Origin of the sequence: Variovorax boronicumulans, from assembly GCF_030812215.1 — a bacterium.
Classification (GTDB): Bacteria; Pseudomonadota; Gammaproteobacteria; order Burkholderiales; family Burkholderiaceae_C; genus Variovorax; species Variovorax boronicumulans_C.
The window spans coordinates 91,141-111,436 of record NZ_JAUSSG010000002.1 but is presented as its reverse complement, the minus strand read 5'-3'; the positions used below and the strand labels follow the sequence as shown (position 1 = coordinate 111,436).

The 20,296-nt window shown below is 64.5% G+C and carries 18 protein-coding genes and 2 pseudogenes; 13 read left to right on the top strand and 7 right to left on the bottom strand.

The annotated features are described in order from the left end of the window. The first annotated feature begins 29 nt into the window (after window positions 1–29). From acnD to J2W23_RS06630, 9 genes and pseudogenes are all read left to right on the top strand, one after another. Window positions 30–2,654: a Fe/S-dependent 2-methylisocitrate dehydratase AcnD gene (acnD, locus tag J2W23_RS06670; protein WP_307648148.1), complete on the top strand. Its 2,625-nt coding sequence runs from the start codon at window positions 30–32 to the stop codon at window positions 2,652–2,654. Between the two features lie 34 nt (window positions 2,655–2,688). After that, window positions 2,689–3,885 (top strand): 2-methylaconitate cis-trans isomerase PrpF, encoded by a 1,197-nt coding sequence (gene prpF, locus J2W23_RS06665; protein WP_307648147.1) that lies wholly within the window; start codon window positions 2,689–2,691, stop codon window positions 3,883–3,885. A 22-nt stretch (window positions 3,886–3,907) separates the two neighbouring features. Further along, complete coding sequence (locus J2W23_RS06660) at window positions 3,908–4,768, top strand: isocitrate lyase/PEP mutase family protein (RefSeq protein WP_307648146.1); 861 nt, start codon at window positions 3,908–3,910, stop codon at window positions 4,766–4,768. Between the two features lie 81 nt (window positions 4,769–4,849). Further along, window positions 4,850–5,350, top strand: coding sequence for a hypothetical protein (locus J2W23_RS06655; protein ID WP_307648145.1), 501 nt, complete (start codon window positions 4,850–4,852; stop codon window positions 5,348–5,350). A 9-nt stretch (window positions 5,351–5,359) separates the two neighbouring features. Continuing rightward, window positions 5,360–5,599: a hypothetical protein gene (locus J2W23_RS06650; protein WP_307648144.1), complete on the top strand. Its 240-nt coding sequence runs from the start codon at window positions 5,360–5,362 to the stop codon at window positions 5,597–5,599. Between the two features lie 54 nt (window positions 5,600–5,653). Then, complete coding sequence (locus J2W23_RS06645) at window positions 5,654–6,247, top strand: hypothetical protein (RefSeq protein WP_307648143.1); 594 nt, start codon at window positions 5,654–5,656, stop codon at window positions 6,245–6,247. Between the two features lie 527 nt (window positions 6,248–6,774). Continuing rightward, on the top strand, window positions 6,775–7,068 hold the full coding sequence (locus J2W23_RS06640; RefSeq protein ID WP_176656838.1) for a hypothetical protein: 294 nt from the start codon (window positions 6,775–6,777) through the stop codon (window positions 7,066–7,068). A gap of 349 nt (window positions 7,069–7,417) precedes the next feature. After that, window positions 7,418–7,600, top strand: a pseudogene (locus J2W23_RS31395) (type II 3-dehydroquinate dehydratase); the annotation flags it as partial. Between the two features lie 113 nt (window positions 7,601–7,713). Beyond that, a complete protein-coding gene (locus J2W23_RS06630; protein WP_307648142.1) occupies window positions 7,714–8,100 on the top strand; it encodes a hypothetical protein in 387 nt (128 codons plus the stop codon). A gap of 11 nt (window positions 8,101–8,111) precedes the next feature. On the opposite strand, the gene J2W23_RS06625 is transcribed toward J2W23_RS06630, so the two are convergent. The 7 genes from J2W23_RS06625 to J2W23_RS06595 form a co-directional block, all read right to left on the bottom strand. Then, entirely contained in the window at window positions 8,112–9,809 is a 1,698-nt protein-coding gene (locus tag J2W23_RS06625) for a cyclic peptide export ABC transporter (RefSeq protein WP_307648141.1), read from the bottom strand. Window positions 9,810–9,952: 143 nt separating this feature from the next. After that, window positions 9,953–10,384, bottom strand: coding sequence for a hypothetical protein (locus tag J2W23_RS06620; protein WP_307648140.1), 432 nt, complete (start codon window positions 10,382–10,384; stop codon window positions 9,953–9,955). 145 nt (window positions 10,385–10,529) lie between these two features. Beyond that, on the bottom strand, window positions 10,530–11,723 hold the full coding sequence (locus J2W23_RS06615) for an ATP-binding protein (protein ID WP_307648139.1): 1,194 nt from the start codon (window positions 11,721–11,723) through the stop codon (window positions 10,530–10,532). Then, window positions 11,720–12,475: a response regulator gene (locus J2W23_RS06610; RefSeq protein WP_307648138.1), complete on the bottom strand. Its 756-nt coding sequence runs from the start codon at window positions 12,473–12,475 to the stop codon at window positions 11,720–11,722. Before J2W23_RS06610 ends, J2W23_RS06615 begins: the two co-directional genes overlap by 4 nt. 720 nt (window positions 12,476–13,195) lie before the next feature. Beyond that, entirely contained in the window at window positions 13,196–14,110 is a 915-nt protein-coding gene (locus J2W23_RS06605; protein ID WP_307648137.1) for a ChbG/HpnK family deacetylase, read from the bottom strand. Beyond that, window positions 14,100–15,224: a glycosyltransferase family 2 protein gene (locus J2W23_RS06600; RefSeq protein ID WP_307648136.1), complete on the bottom strand. Its 1,125-nt coding sequence runs from the start codon at window positions 15,222–15,224 to the stop codon at window positions 14,100–14,102. Before J2W23_RS06600 ends, J2W23_RS06605 begins: the two co-directional genes overlap by 11 nt. Next, entirely contained in the window at window positions 15,211–16,788 is a 1,578-nt protein-coding gene (locus J2W23_RS06595) for an ArnT family glycosyltransferase (RefSeq protein WP_307648496.1), read from the bottom strand. The genes J2W23_RS06600 and J2W23_RS06595 overlap by 14 nt, the downstream gene beginning before the upstream one ends. A gap of 352 nt (window positions 16,789–17,140) precedes the next feature. Here J2W23_RS06595 and J2W23_RS06590 point away from each other — a divergent pair, with 352 nt between their 5' ends. From J2W23_RS06590 to J2W23_RS31390, 4 genes and pseudogenes are all read left to right on the top strand, one after another. Then, window positions 17,141–17,920, top strand: a complete 780-nt coding sequence (locus J2W23_RS06590; protein ID WP_307648135.1) for an efflux RND transporter periplasmic adaptor subunit — start codon at window positions 17,141–17,143, stop codon at window positions 17,918–17,920. A 35-nt stretch (window positions 17,921–17,955) separates the two neighbouring features. Further along, a complete protein-coding gene (locus tag J2W23_RS06585; RefSeq protein ID WP_307648134.1) occupies window positions 17,956–18,327 on the top strand; it encodes a hypothetical protein in 372 nt (123 codons plus the stop codon). Continuing rightward, window positions 18,321–19,796 (top strand): annotated as a pseudogene (locus tag J2W23_RS06580) (ABC transporter permease); the annotation flags it as partial. The gene J2W23_RS06585 and the pseudogene J2W23_RS06580, both read left to right, overlap by 7 nt. A gap of 138 nt (window positions 19,797–19,934) precedes the next feature. After that, window positions 19,935–20,282: an FtsX-like permease family protein gene (locus J2W23_RS31390; protein ID WP_373423906.1), complete on the top strand. Its 348-nt coding sequence runs from the start codon at window positions 19,935–19,937 to the stop codon at window positions 20,280–20,282. Window positions 20,283–20,296 lie beyond the last annotated feature (14 nt).

The window sequence follows — 20,296 nt, the reverse complement described above, 5'->3', positions numbered from 1 at the left end:
GCGCCACCGTCCCCGACCGATTCGCCACGATGAACGAACGACACAGAAAACAACTCCCCGGCACCACGCTGGATTACATCGACGCCCGCGCCGCGGTCGATGCGTTGCGTCCCGGCGCCTGGGACACGCTGCCCTACACCGCGCGCGTGCACGCCGAGAACCTGGTGCGGCGCTGCGACCTCACGATCCTCGACGAATGCCTGCTGCAGCTCATCGAGCGGCGGCGCGATCGCGACTTTCCGTGGTTTCCGGTGCGCGTGGTGTGCCACGACATCCTGGGCCAGACCGCGCTGGTGGACCTGGCCGGCTTGCGCGATGCCATCGCGGCCGAGGGCGGCGACCCGTCGCAGGTGAACCCGGTGGTGCCGGTGCAGCTGATCGTGGACCATTCGCTGGCCGTGGAGTGCGGCGGGTTCGATCCGCAAGCTTTCGAGAAGAACCGGCAGATCGAAGACCGCCGCAACGAAGACCGCTTCCATTTCATCGACTGGACGAAGCGCGCCTTCGCCAACATGGAGGTGATCCCGGCGGGGAACGGGATCATGCATCAGATCAACCTGGAGAAGATGTCTCCGGTGGTCTACGTGCAGGACGGCCTGGCCTTCCCCGACACCTGCGTGGGCACCGACAGCCACACGCCGCACGTCGATGCGCTGGGCGTGATCGCGGTGGGCGTCGGCGGCCTGGAGGCCGAGAACGTGATGCTGGGCCGCGCCTCGTGGATGCGGCTGCCCGACATCGTCGGCGTGGAGTTGAGCGGACGGCGACAGCCCGGCATCACCGCCACCGACATCGTGCTGGCGCTGACCGAATTCCTGCGCAAGGAGAAGGTGGTCGGTGCGTACCTGGAGTTCTTCGGCGAGGGCACGCGGGGCCTCACGATCGGCGACCGCGCCACCATCTCCAACATGTGCCCCGAGTACGGCGCCACCGCTGCGCTGTTCTACATCGACGACCAGACGCTCAATTACCTCCGGCTCACGGGCCGCGAAGACGCGCAGGTCGCGCTGGTCGAGACCTATGCGAAGACCGCTGGCTTCTGGGGCGATGCGCTCGCGACCGCCAGCTACGAGCGCGTGCTGAAGTTCGACCTCTCGAGCGTCGTGCGCAACATGGCCGGCCCCTCCAATCCGCACCGCCGCCTGCCGACTTCGCAATTGGCCGAGCGCGAGATCGCTGTCGGCCTGGCCGAGGCCCGGCAGCAGGAGGCGGCGGGGTTGATGCCCGACGGTGCCGTCGTCATCGCGGCCATCACCTCGTGCACCAACACCTCGAACCCGCGCAACGTGATTGCCGCGGGCCTGCTCGCGCGCAACGCCAACCGGCTGGGCCTGAAGCGCAAGCCGTGGGTCAAGTCGTCGCTGGCACCGGGCTCGAAAACGGTGGAGCTGTACCTGCGCGATGCCGGCCTGCTGCACGACTTGGAGCAGCTGGGTTTCGGCATCGTCGCCTTCGCGTGCACCACCTGCAACGGCATGTCGGGCGCGCTGGAGCCGAAGATCCAGCAGGAGATCATCGAGCGGGACCTGTACGCCACCGCGGTGCTCTCGGGCAACCGTAACTTCGACGGGCGTATCCACCCGTATGCCAAGCAGGCCTTTCTCGCTTCGCCGCCGCTGGTGGTGGCTTATGCGATCGCGGGCACGATGCGCTTCGACATCGAACGCGATGTGCTGGATGTGGTCGACGGCAAGGAAATTCGCCTGGCCGACCTGTGGCCGAGCGATGAAGAAATCGACGCGATCGTCGCAGCTTCGGTCAGGCCCGAGATGTTCCGCAAGGTGTACGAGCCGATGTTCGCGATCCACCCGGACAGCGGCGAGAAGGTGAGTCCGCAGTACGACTGGCGCCCGCGGTCCACCTACATCCGCCGCCCGCCGTACTGGGACAGCGAAGGCGTGGGCGCGCTCGCTGCTGTGCCGCGCACGTTGCGCGGCATGCGGCCGTTGGCCCTCTTGCCGGACAACATCACCACCGATCACCTGTCGCCCTCCAACGCGATCCTGCTGGACAGCGCCGCTGGCGAGTACCTGGCGAAGATGGGCCTGCCGGAAGAAGACTTCAACTCCTACGCTACGCACCGGGGCGATCACCTCACGGCGATGCGCGCCACCTTCGCCAACCCGCAGCTCGTCAACGAGATGGCGGTGGTCGACGGCGTGCAGAAGAAGGGATCGCTCGCGCGCATCGAGCCCGAAGGCAAGGTCGTTCGCATGTGGGAAGCCATCGAGACCTACCTGAACCGCCGGCAGCCGCTGATCATCGTGGCCGGCGCCGACTACGGCCAGGGGTCGTCCCGCGACTGGGCCGCCAAGGGCGTGCGGCTGGCGGGTGTGGAAACCGTCGTGGCCGAGGGCTTCGAGCGCATCCACCGCACCAACCTGCTCGGCATGGGCGTGATGCCGCTGGAGTTCAAGCCCGGCACCACGCGGCTCACGCTGGGCCTGGACGGCACCGAAACCTACGACGTGGCCGGCGAGCCCAGGCCGCGCGCCGATCTCACGTTGGTCGTGCACCGCAAGAGCGGCGAGGTGCTGCAGGTGCCGGTCACATGCCGGCTCGACACCGCCGAGGAAGTGTCTATCTACGAGGCGGGCGGCGTGCTGCAGCGTTTTGCGCAAGACTTCCTGGCCGAGAGCCGCCTCGCCGCCTGAGACAACCACCGTTACCGTCACCATCCCCAACGCCATGGCATCCGCTCCCCAGATCAAGATTCCTGCCGTCTACATGCGCGGCGGCACCAGCAAGGGCGTGTTTTTTCGCCTGCAGGACCTGCCCGAGCCGGCACAGCAACCGGGCCCGGCGCGCGATGCGCTCCTCTTGCGCGTGATCGGCAGCCCCGACCCCTACGCCAAGCAGATCGACGGAATGGGCGCGGCGACCTCGTCCACCTCCAAGACCGTGATCCTGTCGCGCTCGGCGCGGCCGGACCACGACGTCGACTACCTCTTCGGCCAGGTCTCCATCGACAGCGCCTTTGTCGACTGGTCGGGCAACTGCGGCAACCTGTCGGCAGCGGTCGGGCCGTTCGCGATTGCGCAGGGGCTGATCGACCGGGCGCGCGTGCCGCAGAACGGCACCTGCACCGTGCGCATCTGGCAAGCCAACATCGGCAAGACCATCGTCGCCCACGTACCGATCGTGGAGGGCGAGGTGCAGGAGACGGGCGACTTCGAACTCGATGGTGTGACGTTTCCGGCGGCCGAAGTGCCGTTGGAATTCATCGATCCGGCCGACGAGGGCGACGGCGAAGGCGGCGGCGCGATGTTCCCGACCGGCAAGGTCGTCGAAGACCTCGAGGTGCCCGGCGTCGGCACGCTTAAGGCCACGCTGATCAATGCGGGCATTCCCACCATCTTCGTCAACGCCGCCGAGATCGGCTACACCGGCACCGAGTTGCAGGACGCGATCAACGGCGATGCGAAGGCGCTGGCGATGTTCGAGACCATCCGCGCGCATGGCGCCGTGAAGATGGGCTTGATCAAGGACATCGCCGAAGCCGCCAAGCGCCAGCACACGCCCAAGGTCGCGTTCGTCGCGCCGCCGAAGGACTACACCGCCTCCAGCGGCAAAGCAGTGCAGGCGGCGGATGTCGACCTGCTGGTGCGTGCGTTGTCGATGGGCAAGCTGCACCACGCCATGATGGGCACGGCCGCCGTCGCCATCGGTACTGCCGCGGCGATTCCCGGCACGCTGGTGAACCTGGCGACCGGTGGGGGCGAACGCGAGGCGGTGCGCTTCGGCCATCCGTCGGGCACGCTGCGCGTTGGTGCCGAGGCCCGCAAAGGCGACGATGGCGAATGGGTGGTGACCAAGGCCCTGATGAGCCGAAGTGCCCGCGTATTGATGGAAGGCTGGGTCCGCGTTCCCGGCGACAGTTTCTGATTGATTGATTGGAATTTTTCGAATGTCCACCCGCAAGCAACTCAAATCCCTCGCCGAAGCCCGCCGCGGCCTGATCGTTCCGGGCGCGTTCAATGCGCTGTCGGCGAAGGTCGTCGAAGACCTGGGCTTCAAGGCGATCTACATCACTGGCGCCGGCGTTACCAACATGTGGTTCGGCATGCCCGACCAGGGCTTCATGGGCCTCGCCGAAATTGCCGACCACACGGCGCGCATTCGCGACGCGGTGTCGGTGCCGCTGATCGTCGATGCCGACACGGGTTTCGGCAATGCGTTGAACGTGCGCCATACGGTGCGCACGCTCGAGCGCGCGGGTGCCGACTGCATCCAGTTCGAGGACCAGGTGGCGCCCAAGCGCTGCGGGCATTTCTCGGGCAAGGAAGTGATCTCGACGGAGGAAGCGGTGAACAAGATCAAGGCAGCCGTCGATGCGCGGCAGGACCAGGATCTTTTGATCATGGCCCGCACTGATGCGGCTGCCGTGCACGGCTTCGAGGCTGCGGTCGAGCGCGCGCAGAAGTTCGCCGAGGCGGGCGCGGACATCCTGTTTGTCGAAGCGGTCACCACTGCGGAAGAAATTCGCGCGCTGCCTCAGCGTCTTGCCAAGCCGCAACTGATGAACATGGTGATCGGCGGGAAGACGCCGATCTTCAATGCGACGGATCTGGGGGAGCTGGGGTATGGGATCGTGCTTTATGCGAATGCGGCGCTGCAAGGGGCAGTTGCCGGCATGCAGAAGGCTTTGACCGTGCTGCGCGATGAGAAGCAGGTGCTGGAATCGAGCGGGCTGGTCACGACCTTTGCGGAACGCCAGCGGCTGGTTGGCAAGCCGGAGTGGGATGCGCTGGAGAAGCGCTATACGTGATGAGGTGCTGGCCCGGGATCCGGGCTTCCCATGACGGCTCGTGGAGCGTCATGGTTTCTTGAGATGGCCGGAGGAGGGGCGGTGAAGGTCGAGTTGCAGGCCGCGGCAGCACTCGGTTCCCTTCGTTGGCGTTCGAAATGTTCCCTCGTCCGTTCCCCCGCATTGGATGCTCTTGCCGTCGAAGTGGCGCGCGGACATGCGGGCGCGCTACGAAGGGCGGCGAAGCCGAATGTGATCTGCCCCGAGGGAAGCAAATTGCCCGTGCCGGCCCCGCTGCGGATAAGGGATTTTCTTGGCGCGCTCAAGGTCAGGAGAGGTGTCGAGGAGATTCAAAATGCCTCTCCTAACTATTTTGGGGGAAGCGAGATGGAGAAGTCCGAGCCGAACGTGGTCCGACTTGAAATGCAGTGGGACGGGCATCGCGCCTGTGTGGTGATGCATCAGGACGGAGAGGCGGTCACGATTCACTCGATCGAACGTCCCAGTCTCGAATCCCTTCCGGGTGACGGTGAGACGTATCGCAGCATCACAGAGGCGCACAACCAAGCCTGGTGGCAGTGGAAAGACTCGCTGAAGAAGTAGGTCAAACAAATGCCCAAGCCCACCCGCACCGCCAAGCAGCTGCAGCAGATGCTGATCCAGCGCATTGAAGCCCTGCCCGGCCTTCGAGGCCAGCAAACGGATGTGCACCGCGGAGGTGTGGTCGGCATGCCGTCTGAAGATGACGGCCCCAACTGGACCGTGCGCGTCGTGAGCGACCGCGGCACGCACCGCGCCGACATCGCGCAGATCATTCGGACGCTGCAGATGCAGTTCGACCTAGAGGACTGAACTGGCATCAGGCTCGCCGCGCGCTACGATGCGCGCCCAACGAGGAGAACCTGAATGCCAACACCCGAGTACTGCCTGCTCGCTATCGACTGGTGGCCCCTGTGCATGACGAAGGCCGAGTGGTCGGGTTGGATTCAGGCTTTCGGATCAGTCCTCGCGATTGCCGGTGCGTATTGGGTTGGGGAGCGCCAATCAGGAGCTGCCCTCAGGCAGCAACACCTTCTCGCTGAACGGACCGAGAGTGAGCGTCGGAAGGCTATCGTTGCCATTGCTGCAGCGGCTCAATCGAGAGCCTCGGAAATCGGCGCGATCTTTGATGAGCAGAAAATCGATCTCGCCCGATTCTTCAGGGAGTACGACAAATCGATTGTCCGCAGCCTCGCTACGGCCTTGAGTGGAATTCCCGTCCATGAGCTGGGTTCCGCCGCGGGAGTCGCGGCGTTGCTCAACCTCCGCGATCAGCTTTCTTTTCTCGAGGGCTCGATCGAACGATGGGAGACCCATCGTCACGACTCTAGCGTCGTCGAGCCAGGCACTCGCGACCAGTACGATGAAGTTGCAGCTGAAAACGTTCGAAAGCATGTGCTCGCGATTCAGCGGCAGTTCAACATACTCAAAACTTCTTTAGGTAGCTCAGGAGGCGTGTGAGCTTCGCAGTGCGCGGATCTTCAAGAGAAGCGGCCAAGTGCTCGTTGTGAAGGTCTTGTGCACTCTTGGATGTTCTGTGCCATGGCTCAGAAGAATAGGAGAAACCCGGGTAGCACCGCTACCTTTTGGGATGGCGAGAGGCCGCTTTGTGCCGCTGTAAGGGGCTTGGAATTTCGAGGGATTTGGGAAAAATCCAACTAAATCAAAAACTTAGTTGGCCCCCGGAGGGGATCGAATCTTCTGTCGGAAGGCGCATGAAAACTTGGTTTTTCGCGCTCGGTCCTCGGAAATACCGACAGAAATACCGGCAAACTCATCTGCCTTGACGATGTGGCTGATTTTCCACAAACGAGGTTCTGGGAATGTTGATTGGAGGACTTCTTGAGGCCGGCGGTTGTGGGCTGGCGTGGAAAAGGGCGGCTACGCACTGGCCTCGGTCTGTTATGGCGGGTCTTGCAGATTGGAAAAGGATGGGGCGGGCTCAGGCGCCCACATCGTTCTCGCGCAGCGCTGCGCTCCAATCGTTCTTGGCAGTCGGCATCGGGCGCGGCGGTGTTGCGGCCGGCGGCTTTCTTCATACGGCTCTTCAGACGCTGCATGTCGGCGCTGCCGGTGGCGGGCTCTTCGACGTTGACCGCATCGGGCGCCCTTGCGCGCTGGCCGCCCGCGACGGCGAGCGCTTCGAAGCCACCATGATGGCTGGCACGTTCCACGAAATGATCTGGCCGCATAAGTCCGCGCCTCCCGCTTTGCGTGCATGTAGTCATCGGGAATGGGCCGCGCAAGGCCTTTTTTGCTTGAGCACGGCGCCTGCAAAGTAGCGGTACTGCGCATCGGCGATCATGTGGTCGATGGTGGTCTCCGAGCAGCGTCGACCAATGTCCATCGCGTCGCATTGATTGCCGTGGATCACCCCCTCTACCCATGCGGGCGGAACACGTGCACACAAACGATCTCGATGAAGCCATCGAGACAGCCGCCCGCGAAGTTCATCGAGATGATGGGCTCGATCCGGATTTCCTCGCAAGTCACGCACACGTCCACCTGAGCACGGGCATTCGCGCGCCTGCAGCGGAGAGTATTCAGTCGCATATCCGCACGAGTCCGCGAGTACTGGCTGCCGCAGCAGCAGCCTCGGGAGGTGGTGCAGGTGCACATCCAGCGCGCGGTGCTCAGCGGATCCTCACGGTACCGGTGGTCGAACTGCACATGTCCAACATCCATGCGCGTGAGGAATTCCGGCATCACTCGGTGTTCGCGGACATCGTGAAGGGCCAGATCTGCGGCTTCGGCCTGGACAGCTATCTGCCCGGCTTGCGTGCCGCCGTGTCGACAGTGGGAGGTGCCGTCTAGCGAGATATCCGTGCCGCTTGCGAAGCTCGGCATCACTGCGCCGTCGAGATGGAATGCACCACAGGCACAGATCCCCGCACGTGGCGTCCGCGGTAACGCTGTGCATATCGGCGATGCTGGTTCTGCTGTGTGCGGTGGCGGGTCTGGATCCGATGCTCCAGGTTCTGCCCTGGGCGAGCGTTCCTTCCGCGGTCGGTGTGTTGACCTGCCAGGTTCTTGCTGCGATGGCCGTCATTGTGTTTTTCCGGAAGCATCCAATGAAGGTTTCGCGATGGCGATCGCTGTTTGCACCGGTGATCAGCGCGGCCGTGCTGACATTCTTCCTGTGGCAGATGATCACCCATGTCCAGCTCTTGTCCGGGCTACCCGCCGGACCGAGCTACGCGCTGGCCTTCAGTGTGTTGGCAGCCGGATTCCTGGCATCGATCTATGCGTTCCATCTGCGTTTCCGATCCCCGCAACGGTTCGCGCAGCTGTCGTCGCTGGTCCGGCTGCAGTAATGCAGCCGCGATCAGGCTTGTCTGAAATCTGCCTCGCATGACCTGGATGACTTCGGCTTTCCAGGTGGAATGAACTCCTCGACGATCCGACCCGCGCTCATTCGAATCACGCGGTCCGCGACGTCGAAGTAGCGGTCGTCATGCGAGACCACGATCAGGGTCTTGCCCTCGCGCTTGAGTTCCGGCAACAGCTCACGATAGAAGACGCTGCGGAACTCGGGGTCCTGGTCCGCGGCCCATTCGTCGAACATGACCACCGGGCGGTCTTCCAGCCAGGCGTGGACGAGCGCGAGGCGCTTGCGCTGGCCCGTCGAAACGTCCGTCGTGGAAAACATGCCGTCGACAAGCTGGACCTTGTCCGCGACACCCAGCCGGTCCATCAGTTCTTTGGCGGCCCGAGTGTGCCCGGCATCCTGCGCGACCAGCTCATCGAACAGATGGTAGTCAGAGAAGATGGCGGAGAAGAGCCCGCGGTAGGCTTCGTGGCCGCGGTCGTCCACGGGCGCGCCGTCGAGCAGAAGCTGCCCTTCGCTGGGTTGATAAAGGCCAAGGAGCAGCTTGATGAGCGTCGTCTTCCCGCTCCCGTTGCCGCCGACGATGAACAGCGTCTCGCCGCGTCGCAGCCTGAGGTCGATCGGACCCACTTCGAAGGGCTGCGTGCCCTCCTGCGCAGCGTCGAAACGGTAGCGAGCCTGCCGCAACTCGATGCGGCTCGCGAGAAATGCAGGCTGGGCGGAGCCAACGGCGTGCGGCTCCTTCCTGAATTCCGCCGACAGGTGCGCGATCCGGCGGAGGGCCACCTGGGCCTGGCTCAAGAAAGGCAGCAGCGCGGCCAGCTCCTCGATGGGGCCCTTGATGAAGAGCAGCACGATGATGAAGCCGCTGACGACCTGGGCGTCGATTCCCAACGACGGACGCGCCACCAGGATCCACACGACGACCAGGAAGAAGAGCGCCGAATTCGTACCTTCGGCGATCCAGAACAAGCCGAGCGCCCGAGCCTTGAGCCGCGCGACGAGATCGGCGGCAGCCGACAGGCGGACGCCGTGCACCTGGGCACGGCGCTTCCGGTTGAGCCGGAGTTCCTTGGCACCTTCCACGACGCTGCGGTAGTGCTTCTGCAATTCGTCCTCGCCAGTTCGGGCCTTCTCGAAGTCACGACTCCAGGCCGTTGCCGCGGCGAAATTGATCCCGATACCGACAACCAGCGCGAGCGCGCTGACGAGGAAAAGAACGGGCGAGAGTCTGAACAGGTAGATCGCGCAGCCCGCGGTGACCGCGAAGGCCGAGGCGTGGCCGGCGAACTCCGCCGTGAAATCGCTGATGGTGTCGATATCCTCGTTGAGGATCGCCTGCAGCCGATAGCTCTTCATGCGCTCGACGGCGGCGATTGGTGCGCCTAGGATCCGCAGGGAGACGTCCTTGCGAAGGGCGGCGACCACACGCTGGCCGGTGACGCTGTTGAGGATGCCTGCCACCGTGTGTCCCCCGACGGCGAACACGGCCAGGACGGCGAGCCCGGCTATCGCGGAAGTGGACAGGACCGCTGTACCGTGCAAGGCCGAATTGATCTGCTCCAGCAGCGCGGCCGTGGCCAAGCCGCCCACGCTGCCGATGAGCGTCGCGATCGCAACGACACCGGCGAAGGGTTTCAAGAGACGCCACATGTCGGTGGCAAAAGGGGAAAGGCCCGGAGACAAAGCGTTCATCGGAGCAATGGAGTTGTGCTGCCGCGGATGCAACAGACGTGAGGGGCAGCGGCAGGCGAGCGACGCCCCTGTCTCTGGACAGGGACTTGCGGGCAGGTCAGTTCTGGGGCGGCATCCCGCTCCGTGCGGCACATTGGCGAGCTTCAGTCGTCATCGCAGTCGTCGTCGTGTCTGTGGTGGTAGTACGGGTAAGGGTCGTGCTCATGATCGATTCGCAGGGCAACAGACGGCGGTTGGTAGACCACCGGCGGTGCGACGACGACTCGTGGCGCGACCGGATAAACCGGTGCCGGGATCACGTAGGCCGGCGCGGCCTCGTAGACCACAGCCGGCGGTCGAGGCGCCACGACCACATTCGGGGAACTGATGCCGATGGACCAACTCACGCCGGCGGTCGCGGACCCCGCAGCCAGCAGCATGAGTACAGTCATTGCGGATAAACATAGTCTTTTGCGTTGCGGGTTCTTCATGAAAGATCCTTGCATTGAAGTCTTTGAGGTGTTGCAGGAGAGTTCGGCCTTCGCTTCCGGGAGCGGCAGCGGCGTGCGGTTCCCCAGGCCCTGGAAATGATTCATGCCGTCATGTTGCCGATGCTTCATTGAAGATCGGTGGGTACAGCATCAAGGATCGGTCAAGCGGCGCCCTTTTCGAAAGCCATGCAGTGCGTTGTGGCTCACCGAGCAAGCGAACCAGACCTTCCTTCCTCCCCGGAAAGAGCGCTTACTCGTCGATCGATCTACGCAAGCCTGGATTGCGGGGCAGACAGATCCGAATCTCCAGCCCGCCTCCAGTGCGCGCAGCGGCTTTTGCCTCGCCGCCATGTGCCTGGCAGATTGCCTGCACGACGGACAGGCCCAGGCCGGTCCCCCCCGCGTACCGGGAGCGCGACTGTTCGCTGCGCCAGAAGCGCTCGAAGAAGCGCGACACGTCTTCCACCGAAGCGCTCTTGCCTCGATCGCGCACGATCAGTTCGAGGGTGGATGCATCTGCGCAGCAGTCGATCTCCACCAAGCCACCGTCACTCGCATAGCGCACTGCGTTGTCGATCAACGCCGAAAGAACTTGGCCCAGTCTGCCCCTGTCGGCGCGCACTGTCTCTTTTGCGCTCACATGGTTGATCGCCGTCATGCCTCGTTCCTGCAGGGAAGGAAGAGCCCATGAGACGCGCTCATCGACGAAGCCGTGCAGGTCGAACGTCGTCGTTTCCAGCTGCAAGCGGCCACCTTGAGCCAACGACAGAACCTGCAAGTCGCCAATGATGCGGTGTATCTGTCCCAGTTGATCCAGCACGGTCCGGATCTGTTTTTCATCGAGCGGGAAAACCTCGTCGACGATGCCCTGCAATCGCCCCATTGCGGCAGTGAGCGGGGTTCGAAGCTCGTGGGCGATCGCGGCGCTGGAGTCCTGCAATTCGCGATCGTAGGCCTCCAGGCGCTCGGCCATTGCGTTGAAGTGGTTGGCCAGGCGCTGAAGTTCGGCCGGAGCCGAATCGAGCACCGGCGCGCGGGCGGAAAAGCGCCCCATGGACACCGATTCCGCCGCGGTCGCGACATCCGAGACGGGCTCGACGATGCGGCGCGCCATGAGCAGTCCGAACACCGCCACGAAGGGAATGATGGAAAGGCTCAGCAGCGTCTGGATAAGCAGGTCATCCGAATCCGACGGGAACACGAAGCGGTCCCCGTATTGGGTGTAGATCTCGCTCAAGCGCTTCGAGGTTTCCTCGCTCTTGGGAGCGCTCTCGAGCCGCCTGAGTTCTTCGACGATGCCGGCCGGCAGTTGGGCATCGATTTTCGATTCCCAGTAGCTGTAGCGGACCCACATGCCCGCCTGCACGCCCGCCGTGGCGGCAATCGCCAGCGCGATCATCCGCCACGTGAGCCACGCCCACAGCGACCGGCGCGATGGCTTCATCTGGAATCGCCGAGACGATAGCCAACGCCCCGCACGGCCGTTGGAATTCCGTTGACGCCTTGCTCTTCCAGCTTCCGTCGCAGGTTGTGGACATGCGTGTCGACCACCCGCTCGAGCGCATCGCTCTCGGGCAGGCACGCCTCCAGCAATTCAAGGCGGCTGAAGGCCTTGCGCGGACTGCGCATCAAGGTCGCCAGAAGCTTGAACTCGGTGATGGTCAGGTCGAGAGGCTCGGACTTGTCCGCGGTGCGTGCCATTACGGCGTCGAGATCAAGCTCCAGCGGCCCCCACGCGAGGTGAGACTGGTTGCTCTGTTGAGGGGCGTTGCGGACGCGCTTGAGGATGACCTGCACGCGCGCGACCACCTCCTTGGGGTTGAAGGGCTTCACGACATAGTCGTCCGCGCCGTAGCGAAGCGCGCCCAGTTTCTCCACTTCGCCGTCGACAGCCGTGACCATGATGACGGGGACATCGCCGGCCCTGCGAATGGCTCCCAGAATCTCGTTCCCATTGACCTGCGGCAGCATGTAGTCGAGGAGCACCAGGTCCGGCTGCCATTGCCGGAACATCTGCATGGCCTCGCCGCCATCACGGCAGATCGATGTGAGATAGCCATCGCGCTGCAGATAGGCAGACAGCACCTCGGCGATCTGGGAATCGTCTTCGACAATGAGGATGCGTTCGTTAGCCATGAGGATCGTGTTTTTTTTTTGAAGCGGGCATGAGATTGTTTTTGCGATGGCGTTGCACATGCGCAATGGCAAAACCTTTCGCTGGGAGCACGCGCGGCATCACGCTTTCGCGAACAAGTTCGGCATTATCTGATGCACTCTTGAAAGTGTGGAGCGGCGCATTTGGCGGGCTCCTGGGTCCGAAATGCGCGTGTGTGCGACGGCAACACGGGCACCGCGCGGGACGAACAGGGTCTCGCGCAATTGTCAGACCCCTCTGTCAACCGTCGAACCACCATTTATCAAGATCTGATCAAGGCCCGCAATCGGCGGGTCGCCCGCGGTGCAGAGGCTGGGCCGAAGCGAGTCACATCCGAAATCACGGAGGGAAAAGCTTCTTGAGCGAAACCCCATGAGCACTCAATCGCAACTTCATCCGCTTACGAGAGCATCGGCTTGCATCGTCATCAAGAGCAAGCCATGGAATTTCAGTTCGAGCAAGTATCTTCTGGCGCCGTGCACCGGCAACTGCCCGTCGAGCCAGGAGATCTGGTCAGGCTCACAACAAGGTCGACGCGCGGCTCAACCCTCGTAGCATGGGTCTGTGCGAGGGCCGACAAGTTGCTCCTGGTGGCCGCGCTCGGCGCCGTGGCATCGTGGTTGTTCTATTGGTTCGGCCCGTGAGCCGCTGCGCACTTCGTGCAGGGGCCGCCGGCAGTACACCAAGCTCGAAGCCGCCGGGCTCTGCATCCAGCGAGCAGATGAAGCTCGCCCCGAAGGCTGGGCCTGGGTCTGCAACATTCACGCCGTCGCCGCCCGCAGAGTCGACATAGGTGCGATGCGAACCCCCAGCTCTCGCAGAAGGTGGGGGAGGTGAGGGTCGGACCATACCGCGAACTCGACACGGCGTCCGCGGCTGATGACGTCGCCCACCGCTGAACTTGCTGGGTGGCACATCAGCAGATCTCCGCTGCGAGCCTGCCTCAGCCATTTCCGCAAAAGGAAGCCGTACCCGCTTTCGGTGGCATCGAAACCGTAGACGCCCAGGAGGCGGCGATTGGCAACGAAGCCCAGCGAGCGAGCGCGACGGCGGAAAGGCTCGGCCCCTACCAGATGATCGATGAGCCATGCCTTGCGTTCATCGGCACTTCGAAAAGACCCCGCCAGCGAGGACGCCGGCGCGGCGCTCACGCGCACCCACGGCAGCGCGCTGCCATATCGCCTGAGCAGCACGTCCAGCACGACGTCCCGTATCACGGGCAGGTGATGCACATGTTCGTGGCTGTCCACATGGGCAGGGACACTGAACATCTGTTCCTCGAACGCGTCGAGTTGGCGCAGCAGGGCTTCACGCACCAGGCGCTTTGGCAGCAGGCGAAGATGCGTCGCCGCGACCAAGGTCTGCACAGAGCCCAAAGCAGGGGCTCCGCCGAATGACTGCGTGAGGTTGAAGTGGAGCCCGACATCGATCCGCCGACTGTCCATGCATCGCGCACGCGCTGCGCCGTCTTCCCACTCCGGTGCCTGGGTCATTGCGCTCAACGCACTCACGCGCCGCATCTCCGCCAAATGCAGCGCGGCCGCATTGATGCTGGTATTCAGGCCGAAATCGTCTACGCACACAGCGATGGCGCGCGCTGAGCGCGCGGACAGGCCATCGTCCGGCGAGGCGCGGCAAGCCTCCAGGTCGAAGCACGCGGGTTGCTTATTTTTCATCGGCTTCCCGCGGGTCAGCACCGCCTTCGGGACCGCGGCCCTTCAGACCGGCTCCCAGGGATCTACGAACCAGATACAGCGGGCGTCCCTTCACTTCATCGAAGACCCGCGCCAGATACTCTCCGATCACGCCGAGCGACATCAGCTGTACCCCCGCCAGCAGGAACGTGGCGACGACGATCGTGGTCCAGCCCGACACCTCATTGCCCCAGAGCATGTACGACAGGACCCGTGTGCCGCCGTAGCCGAACGCGGCAATGGCGAGCAGTCCTCCAAGCACGCTGGCCGCGCGCAGAGGCCAACTGGTGAACATGGTGATCCCGGTCAGCGACAAGTTGCACAGCGCCTGCAAGCTGTAGTGGCTCCTGCCGTGAGGTCGCGCAGGAGGCACGTAGGCGATCTGCTCCACGCGGAAACCGACCCACGCGAACAAGCCCTTCATGAAGCGGCTGCGCTCGGGAAGGGCACGCAGCGCTTCGACCACCGTGCGATCGAGCAACCGGAAGTCGCCCGCATCGGCGGGGACCCGATAGCGTCGGTCGCAGTCGAGAAGCCGGTAGAAGATCCGCGTCCCGATGCGCTTGACCCAGCCCTCGGCGTCGCGATTCGAGCGCCTCGCGCAGATCATGTCCGCACCCCGGGTCCAGCGGACGATCATCTCGGGAATCAGTTCAGGCGGATGCTGGCCGTCTCCGTCCATCAACAACACGAGGCCGCCGCGCGCCGCATCCAGGCCCGCACTCAGCGCGGCTTCCTTGCCGAAGTTGCGCGAAAGCTCCAGTAGCCGCACGCCCTTGTCTTGCCAGCGCAGCGCCGACTCGCAGGTGGTGTCGGTACTGCCGTCGTCGACGACGATGACTTCCCAATCCCGCGACAGCGTGCCCAGCACAGCGATCAGCCGCGGCAGCAGCAACTCGAGGTTCCTGGCCTCGTTTCGACAGGGAATGACGCAACTGATGGAGCCGTCGTGGCCTCGTTGCGCGGGTTGTCTCATTTGCGCGGACGCCAAAGGTGCATCGTTCAACAGTCGCTCGGTCGACGCGAAGTCATCGAGGTGCAAGCGCATGTGGGCGTCGAGCAGGGCCTTGCGGGTCTGCGAGTCAATTTGCTGCATGCGCCCTCCAGGTGCAGTAGATGGACGGCGAGCGAGGGACGACCGTTCGCCAATGCAAGCCGGGGAATTTGTCGCCTACCGGCCGATAGCCCGGAGGCGATGCGTCTCTGCTCAGTTCCAGCACGCCGCATTCATCGACCAACTCCTTGTTCACCCAAGGACTGATGTCGAAGCGGCCATCGATCAGGACAAGAGGGCGCTCACCGAGCTGCAACGCCAGTGCGCCTGCCTCGGCGGGAGGCCCTGCAATCACGCGGACCGGTCCTCCCAGTTGAGCGCGCGCCGCCGGCGCCACTGAATCGGCCAGGGCTTTCGCATCGAAATTGCGCCAGTGATGACGCTGCAGCCGAAACTCTCCGGTGGCAGAAATCATCTGGCCCCAGGCAAGCAACAGCAGTTGAATGAGACAGAAGCTCTTGAGTGCCGATTTCAACGAGATCCGGTGCCAGGCTTCCTTCCACGGCCCCAGTTCCATGAAGGCCGGCACGGCAAGCAGGAGGAACGGAGCCCCCCAATGCAACTGCAGGTCCGCGCCGGCTGCCAGGCCCAGTGCAAAAGTGAAGACCAGCGGCGTGAGGCCGAAGCACAACAGGAGCCTTCGACTCGTTGCTGCGTCGTCGGGTAGCGGCGCACGCGACGGCACGGGGCCGTCCGCACGTCCGCGGCCCGCAAGCCAAAGCACCGACAGAAGCAGGATCCACGCGGGCAGTGCCCGGTTCAGGAGCTGATCGAACAACCAGCGCAGGCAGACGCCCAGCCGCCGCATCCCATGGTGATCAATGCCGAGTGACGACTCCATCGCATAGCGGATCGGTCCGAGGTCGTGCGTCCAGAGCCAGTGCAGATGCGGCGCCATGACAGCCAGGGAAACGGCCGCGGCCAGCACAAGGCCTCGTCGATGGCCCGCATCCCGCCAGCCTCTTTGCCACGTCCAGAACACCGCCACGGCCAGGGCCATCACGACGATGTGATATTTGGCGAGCCCTCCGACGCCGAGGCAGACTCCGAGCCCCAGCCACCAGCGGCGCTGTCTCGAGACAAATGCCTTCCAGGTGAAAACAGCGCTTGCCACTGCGAACGGGACCAGCACCATTTCGTGGTTGTAGTAGTAGAGACGTCCGTTGTAGTAGGTGATGCACAGGGCCGCGAGAAGCGCCACCGTTGCGTACACGGAACCGCGAAGGGCTGCGAGAAATCGCCAGAGCAGCCCCATCGCCGCCAGCACGAAGGTTGCGCCCAGCACATAGGTGACGGGCCCCGACAAACCCATCAACTGCACTGGAAGCCAAAGTACCCACGTGGGCAGCGGAGGATGCTTGTAGTAGCCCAATTCAAGGCTGCGCACCCAGGTGAGCTGCTCGATGTTGTCCGTGGGCGGCACGAGGCTCGATTGCGCGAGTTGCGGCAACCAGATGGCGGCAAAGACGGCGAGCAGCGCGACGACCCAGGCTCCGCTGGGCCGGGGCGGCGAGGCACCGCCCAGCCCTGCGGACCGCGATGCCGCCCTGGCGCGATCGGGCCGCGGTACGGGGCCGCTGAGCACGACCTTGGCGGAGTCGACCACTGCCGACAAAGACGGACCGGGATTGGAATCTGCAAGCGGAGAGTGCATTCGAAGGCGTGCGAGCCCGGGCGGGCTTCAGGATTGGCTGTGACGAAATGTTCTCTTCGCTCGATGCAGAAGCACTGGGGGTTTCATCAACGTTCGGTCAATTCGCACATGGAGCGGCCTTGAACGCGCGCCCGGGCGCTGCATCTCTCGATCAGATCTGGATCGTGCGCCGTTTCTTTCTCGACGCGCGTTCACAACAATTCCTCCCAGTCCCTTCGATGGGACGGATCCCTCGTCGCCGCACAGATGGCCGCCCCTGGCTGCCCGGCGCAGGGCCATGAACCCCAACCTTGAAAGCGATGCATTGAAGACAGCTCGGAAATGGGCGCTCGCGGCCGGCACTGTCGCCCTTGCCACTGCCGGCACGTTCGCGCTCGTGGAAATGAATGCAGGTCCGCCATCCGATCTGGCCACCGCGGTGGTCGAGCGCGGCACACTGGCCCAGGAAGTACAGGCGGTGGGCCGAGTTCGTCCCAAGGAGCTGGTCGCCGTCGGCGCACAGGTGTCGGGTCGGGTGGAGCGCCTGCACGTGAGCCTGGGACAGCGTGTAGGCAAGGGACAGCTGATCGCCGAGGTGGATGCGCAGCCGCAGCAGATCGCGCTGCGCAGTGCCGAGGCGGCGGTCGACGCGCTGCGCGCGCAGTTGAACGCGCGGCGCGTTGCAATGGCCCAGGCCCGAGTGCTGCTGCGCCGGCAGCAGACGCTGGTCGTGGCCGAGGCGACCGCGCAGGCCGACTTGGAAGCGGCCCAGGCGGCGGTGGATACGCTGCGAGCCGAGATCGACTCGTTGCAGGCCCAGGTCGCGCAGGCGCGCACGCAGGTCGATACGGCGCGCACGCAACTCGACTACACCCGCATCGTGGCGCCGATGGACGGCGTCGTGGTGGCGGTGGTCACGAGGCAGGGTCAGACGCTCAACGCCTTTCAGAGCACCCCCACCATCGTCATGCTGGCCAAGCTGGACGTGATGACCGTGCGTGCCGAGATCTCCGAGGCCGACGTGAACCTGGTGGCGCCGGGCATGGCGGCGAGCTTCGTCGTGCCGGGCAGCCGCACCGAACGCTATCAGGCGCCATCGCCCTGATCGAGCCGGCTCCCGATTCCATCACCAACGAGGCGGTGACGGCCGGAAGCGCCTCGGCTGCAGCCTCTGCGACCAAGGCTGTCTACTACAACGCCCTGTTCGATGTGCCCAACGACCACGGCATGCTGCGGCCCTCCATGACGGTCCAGGTCTCTGTGCATGTGAAGAAGGTCGAGGACACCTTGCTCGTTCCCGCCGTGGCGCTGCGGCCAGGTGCGAAGGCCGGGCACGGGACGGTGCGCGTGCTGCAACCGGATGGGGACGTGGTCGAGCGCCAGGTGCTGACCGGTCTGCGCACACCCCTGCAGGTGCAGGTACTCGGCGGTCTGACCGTCGGGGAGCGCGTAGTGGTCGGTGAACCGGTCGCGGCCGATGCCGTAGTACCTCAAGGGCCGGCGCTATGGTAGGCCCGTCCCGGGCATTGCTGGAGACGCGCGGCCTGCGCCGTGAGTTCGTGGCAGGGGAGGGCACCCTCACGGTGCTGGACGGCATCGATCTGCGGATCGACGCGGGCGAGATGGTGGCCATCGTGGGTGCTTCGGGCTCCGGCAAATCGACGCTCATGAACATCCTCGGCGCGCTGGATCGTCCGACCGCGGGCAGCTACCGCGTGGCCGGCCAGGAGGTTGCGGATCTGGACGCGGATGGCCTGGCCAGGTTGCGACGCGAGCACTTCGGCTTCGTCTTCCAGCGCTATCAGCTGCTCGGTGAATTGACCGCGCTGGACAACGTGGCACTGCCCGCCATCTACGCCGGTTGCGGCGCGCCGCAACGCCAGGCTCGTGCGCGGTTGCTGCTGGAGCGTCTGGGATTGGGAGCGCGCGCGGACCATCGGCCCAATCAGCTCTCGGGCGGACAGCAGCAGCGCGTCTCGATCGCGCGTGCGCTGATGAACGGCGGCAGCGTGATATTGGCCGACGAGCCGACGGGTGCCCTGGACACATCCAGCGGCGAGGAAGTGCTTCGTCTGCTCGCCGAACTGAATGCGCAGGGGCACACGGTGATCATCGTCACGCACGATGCCCAGGTGGCCCGCCGTGCGTCGCGCGTGATCGAAATCAGCGACGGCCGCATCGTTTCCGATCGACGCAGCGAAGCCGCGACGGTGCCGGGCGCGACTGCGTTGCCAGCGCCGCCGGAAGGCGAGAGCGGGCGCGAAGGTACAGCCATGTCTGCTCGCCTGGCGCAGACGCTGCGCATGGCGCTTTTCGCCCTGCATGCCCACCGGCTGCGCGCGCTGCTGACGATGCTGGGCATCGTCATCGGTATTGCAGCCCTGGTGTGCGTGGTCGCGCTGGGGCGCGGTGCGCAGGATCAGGTCATGGCCCAGATCCGAGAGCTGGGCACCAACACGCTGGAGATATTTCCCGGCCGGGACTTCGGCGACCTGAGAGCGAGCGCGATAGAGAACCTGTCGGTGGCCGACGCCGAGGCGCTGGCGCAGCAGTTCTACGTGGACAGTGCCTCGCCCAACATATCGGTGTCGGTGGCGGCACTGCGCGACTCCGCGGCGGCATCGGCCCAGGTCAATGGCGTGGGGGCGGGGCTGTTTCGCGTGCGCGGCCTTTCATTGGCCTCGGGCCGATTCTTCGACGCCCTCGAGCAGGAAGCGCGCGCACAGGTGGCCGTGATCGATCAACGCGCAGCCACGGCGCTCTTCGGCAGCGCATCGCCGCTGGGGCAGACCGTGCTTCTCGGCGAGATGCCGGTACAGGTCGTTGGTGTGCTGCGCCCGATGCAGAGCAGTTTCGCGTCGAGCACGCCGGGCTTCTTCGTTCCCTACACGACGGTGGCGACACGCCTCGCGGGAAGGCAATACCTGGAAAGCATCACATTGCGCATCAAGGACGAAATCTCCAGCCGTGCGGCGCAAGGCGCCGTCACTTCGGTGCTGCGCGACCGTCACGGCAGCCAGGACTTCTTCATCATGAATTCAGACCAGGTTCGGCAGGCCGCCACGCGCACCAGTCGCACCCTGGCACTGCTGATCTCCGGCGTGGCGACCCTGTCGCTGATGGTGGGGGGAATCGGCGTGATGAACATCATGCTGGTGTCGGTGACCGAGCGCACGCGAGAAATCGGCGTGCGAATGGCCGTGGGCGCGCGGCGCACCGACATCGTTGCGCAGTTCCTCATGGAGGCCGTGCTGATCTGCCTGATCGGCGGCGCGGCCGGCGTGTTGCTGGCCTTCGGCCTGGGTGCGCTCATCGCCTTGCTGATGCCGCAACTGCCGATGTCTTTTTCTGCGCTCTCGGTGGTGCTGGCTGTGGTCAGCTCCTGCCTGGTCGGCGTGGCTTTCGGTTACCTGCCTGCCAGGAACGCCGCACGGCTCGAGCCGGTGCAGGCCCTCGCGCGAGATTGACATGACGCGATCCA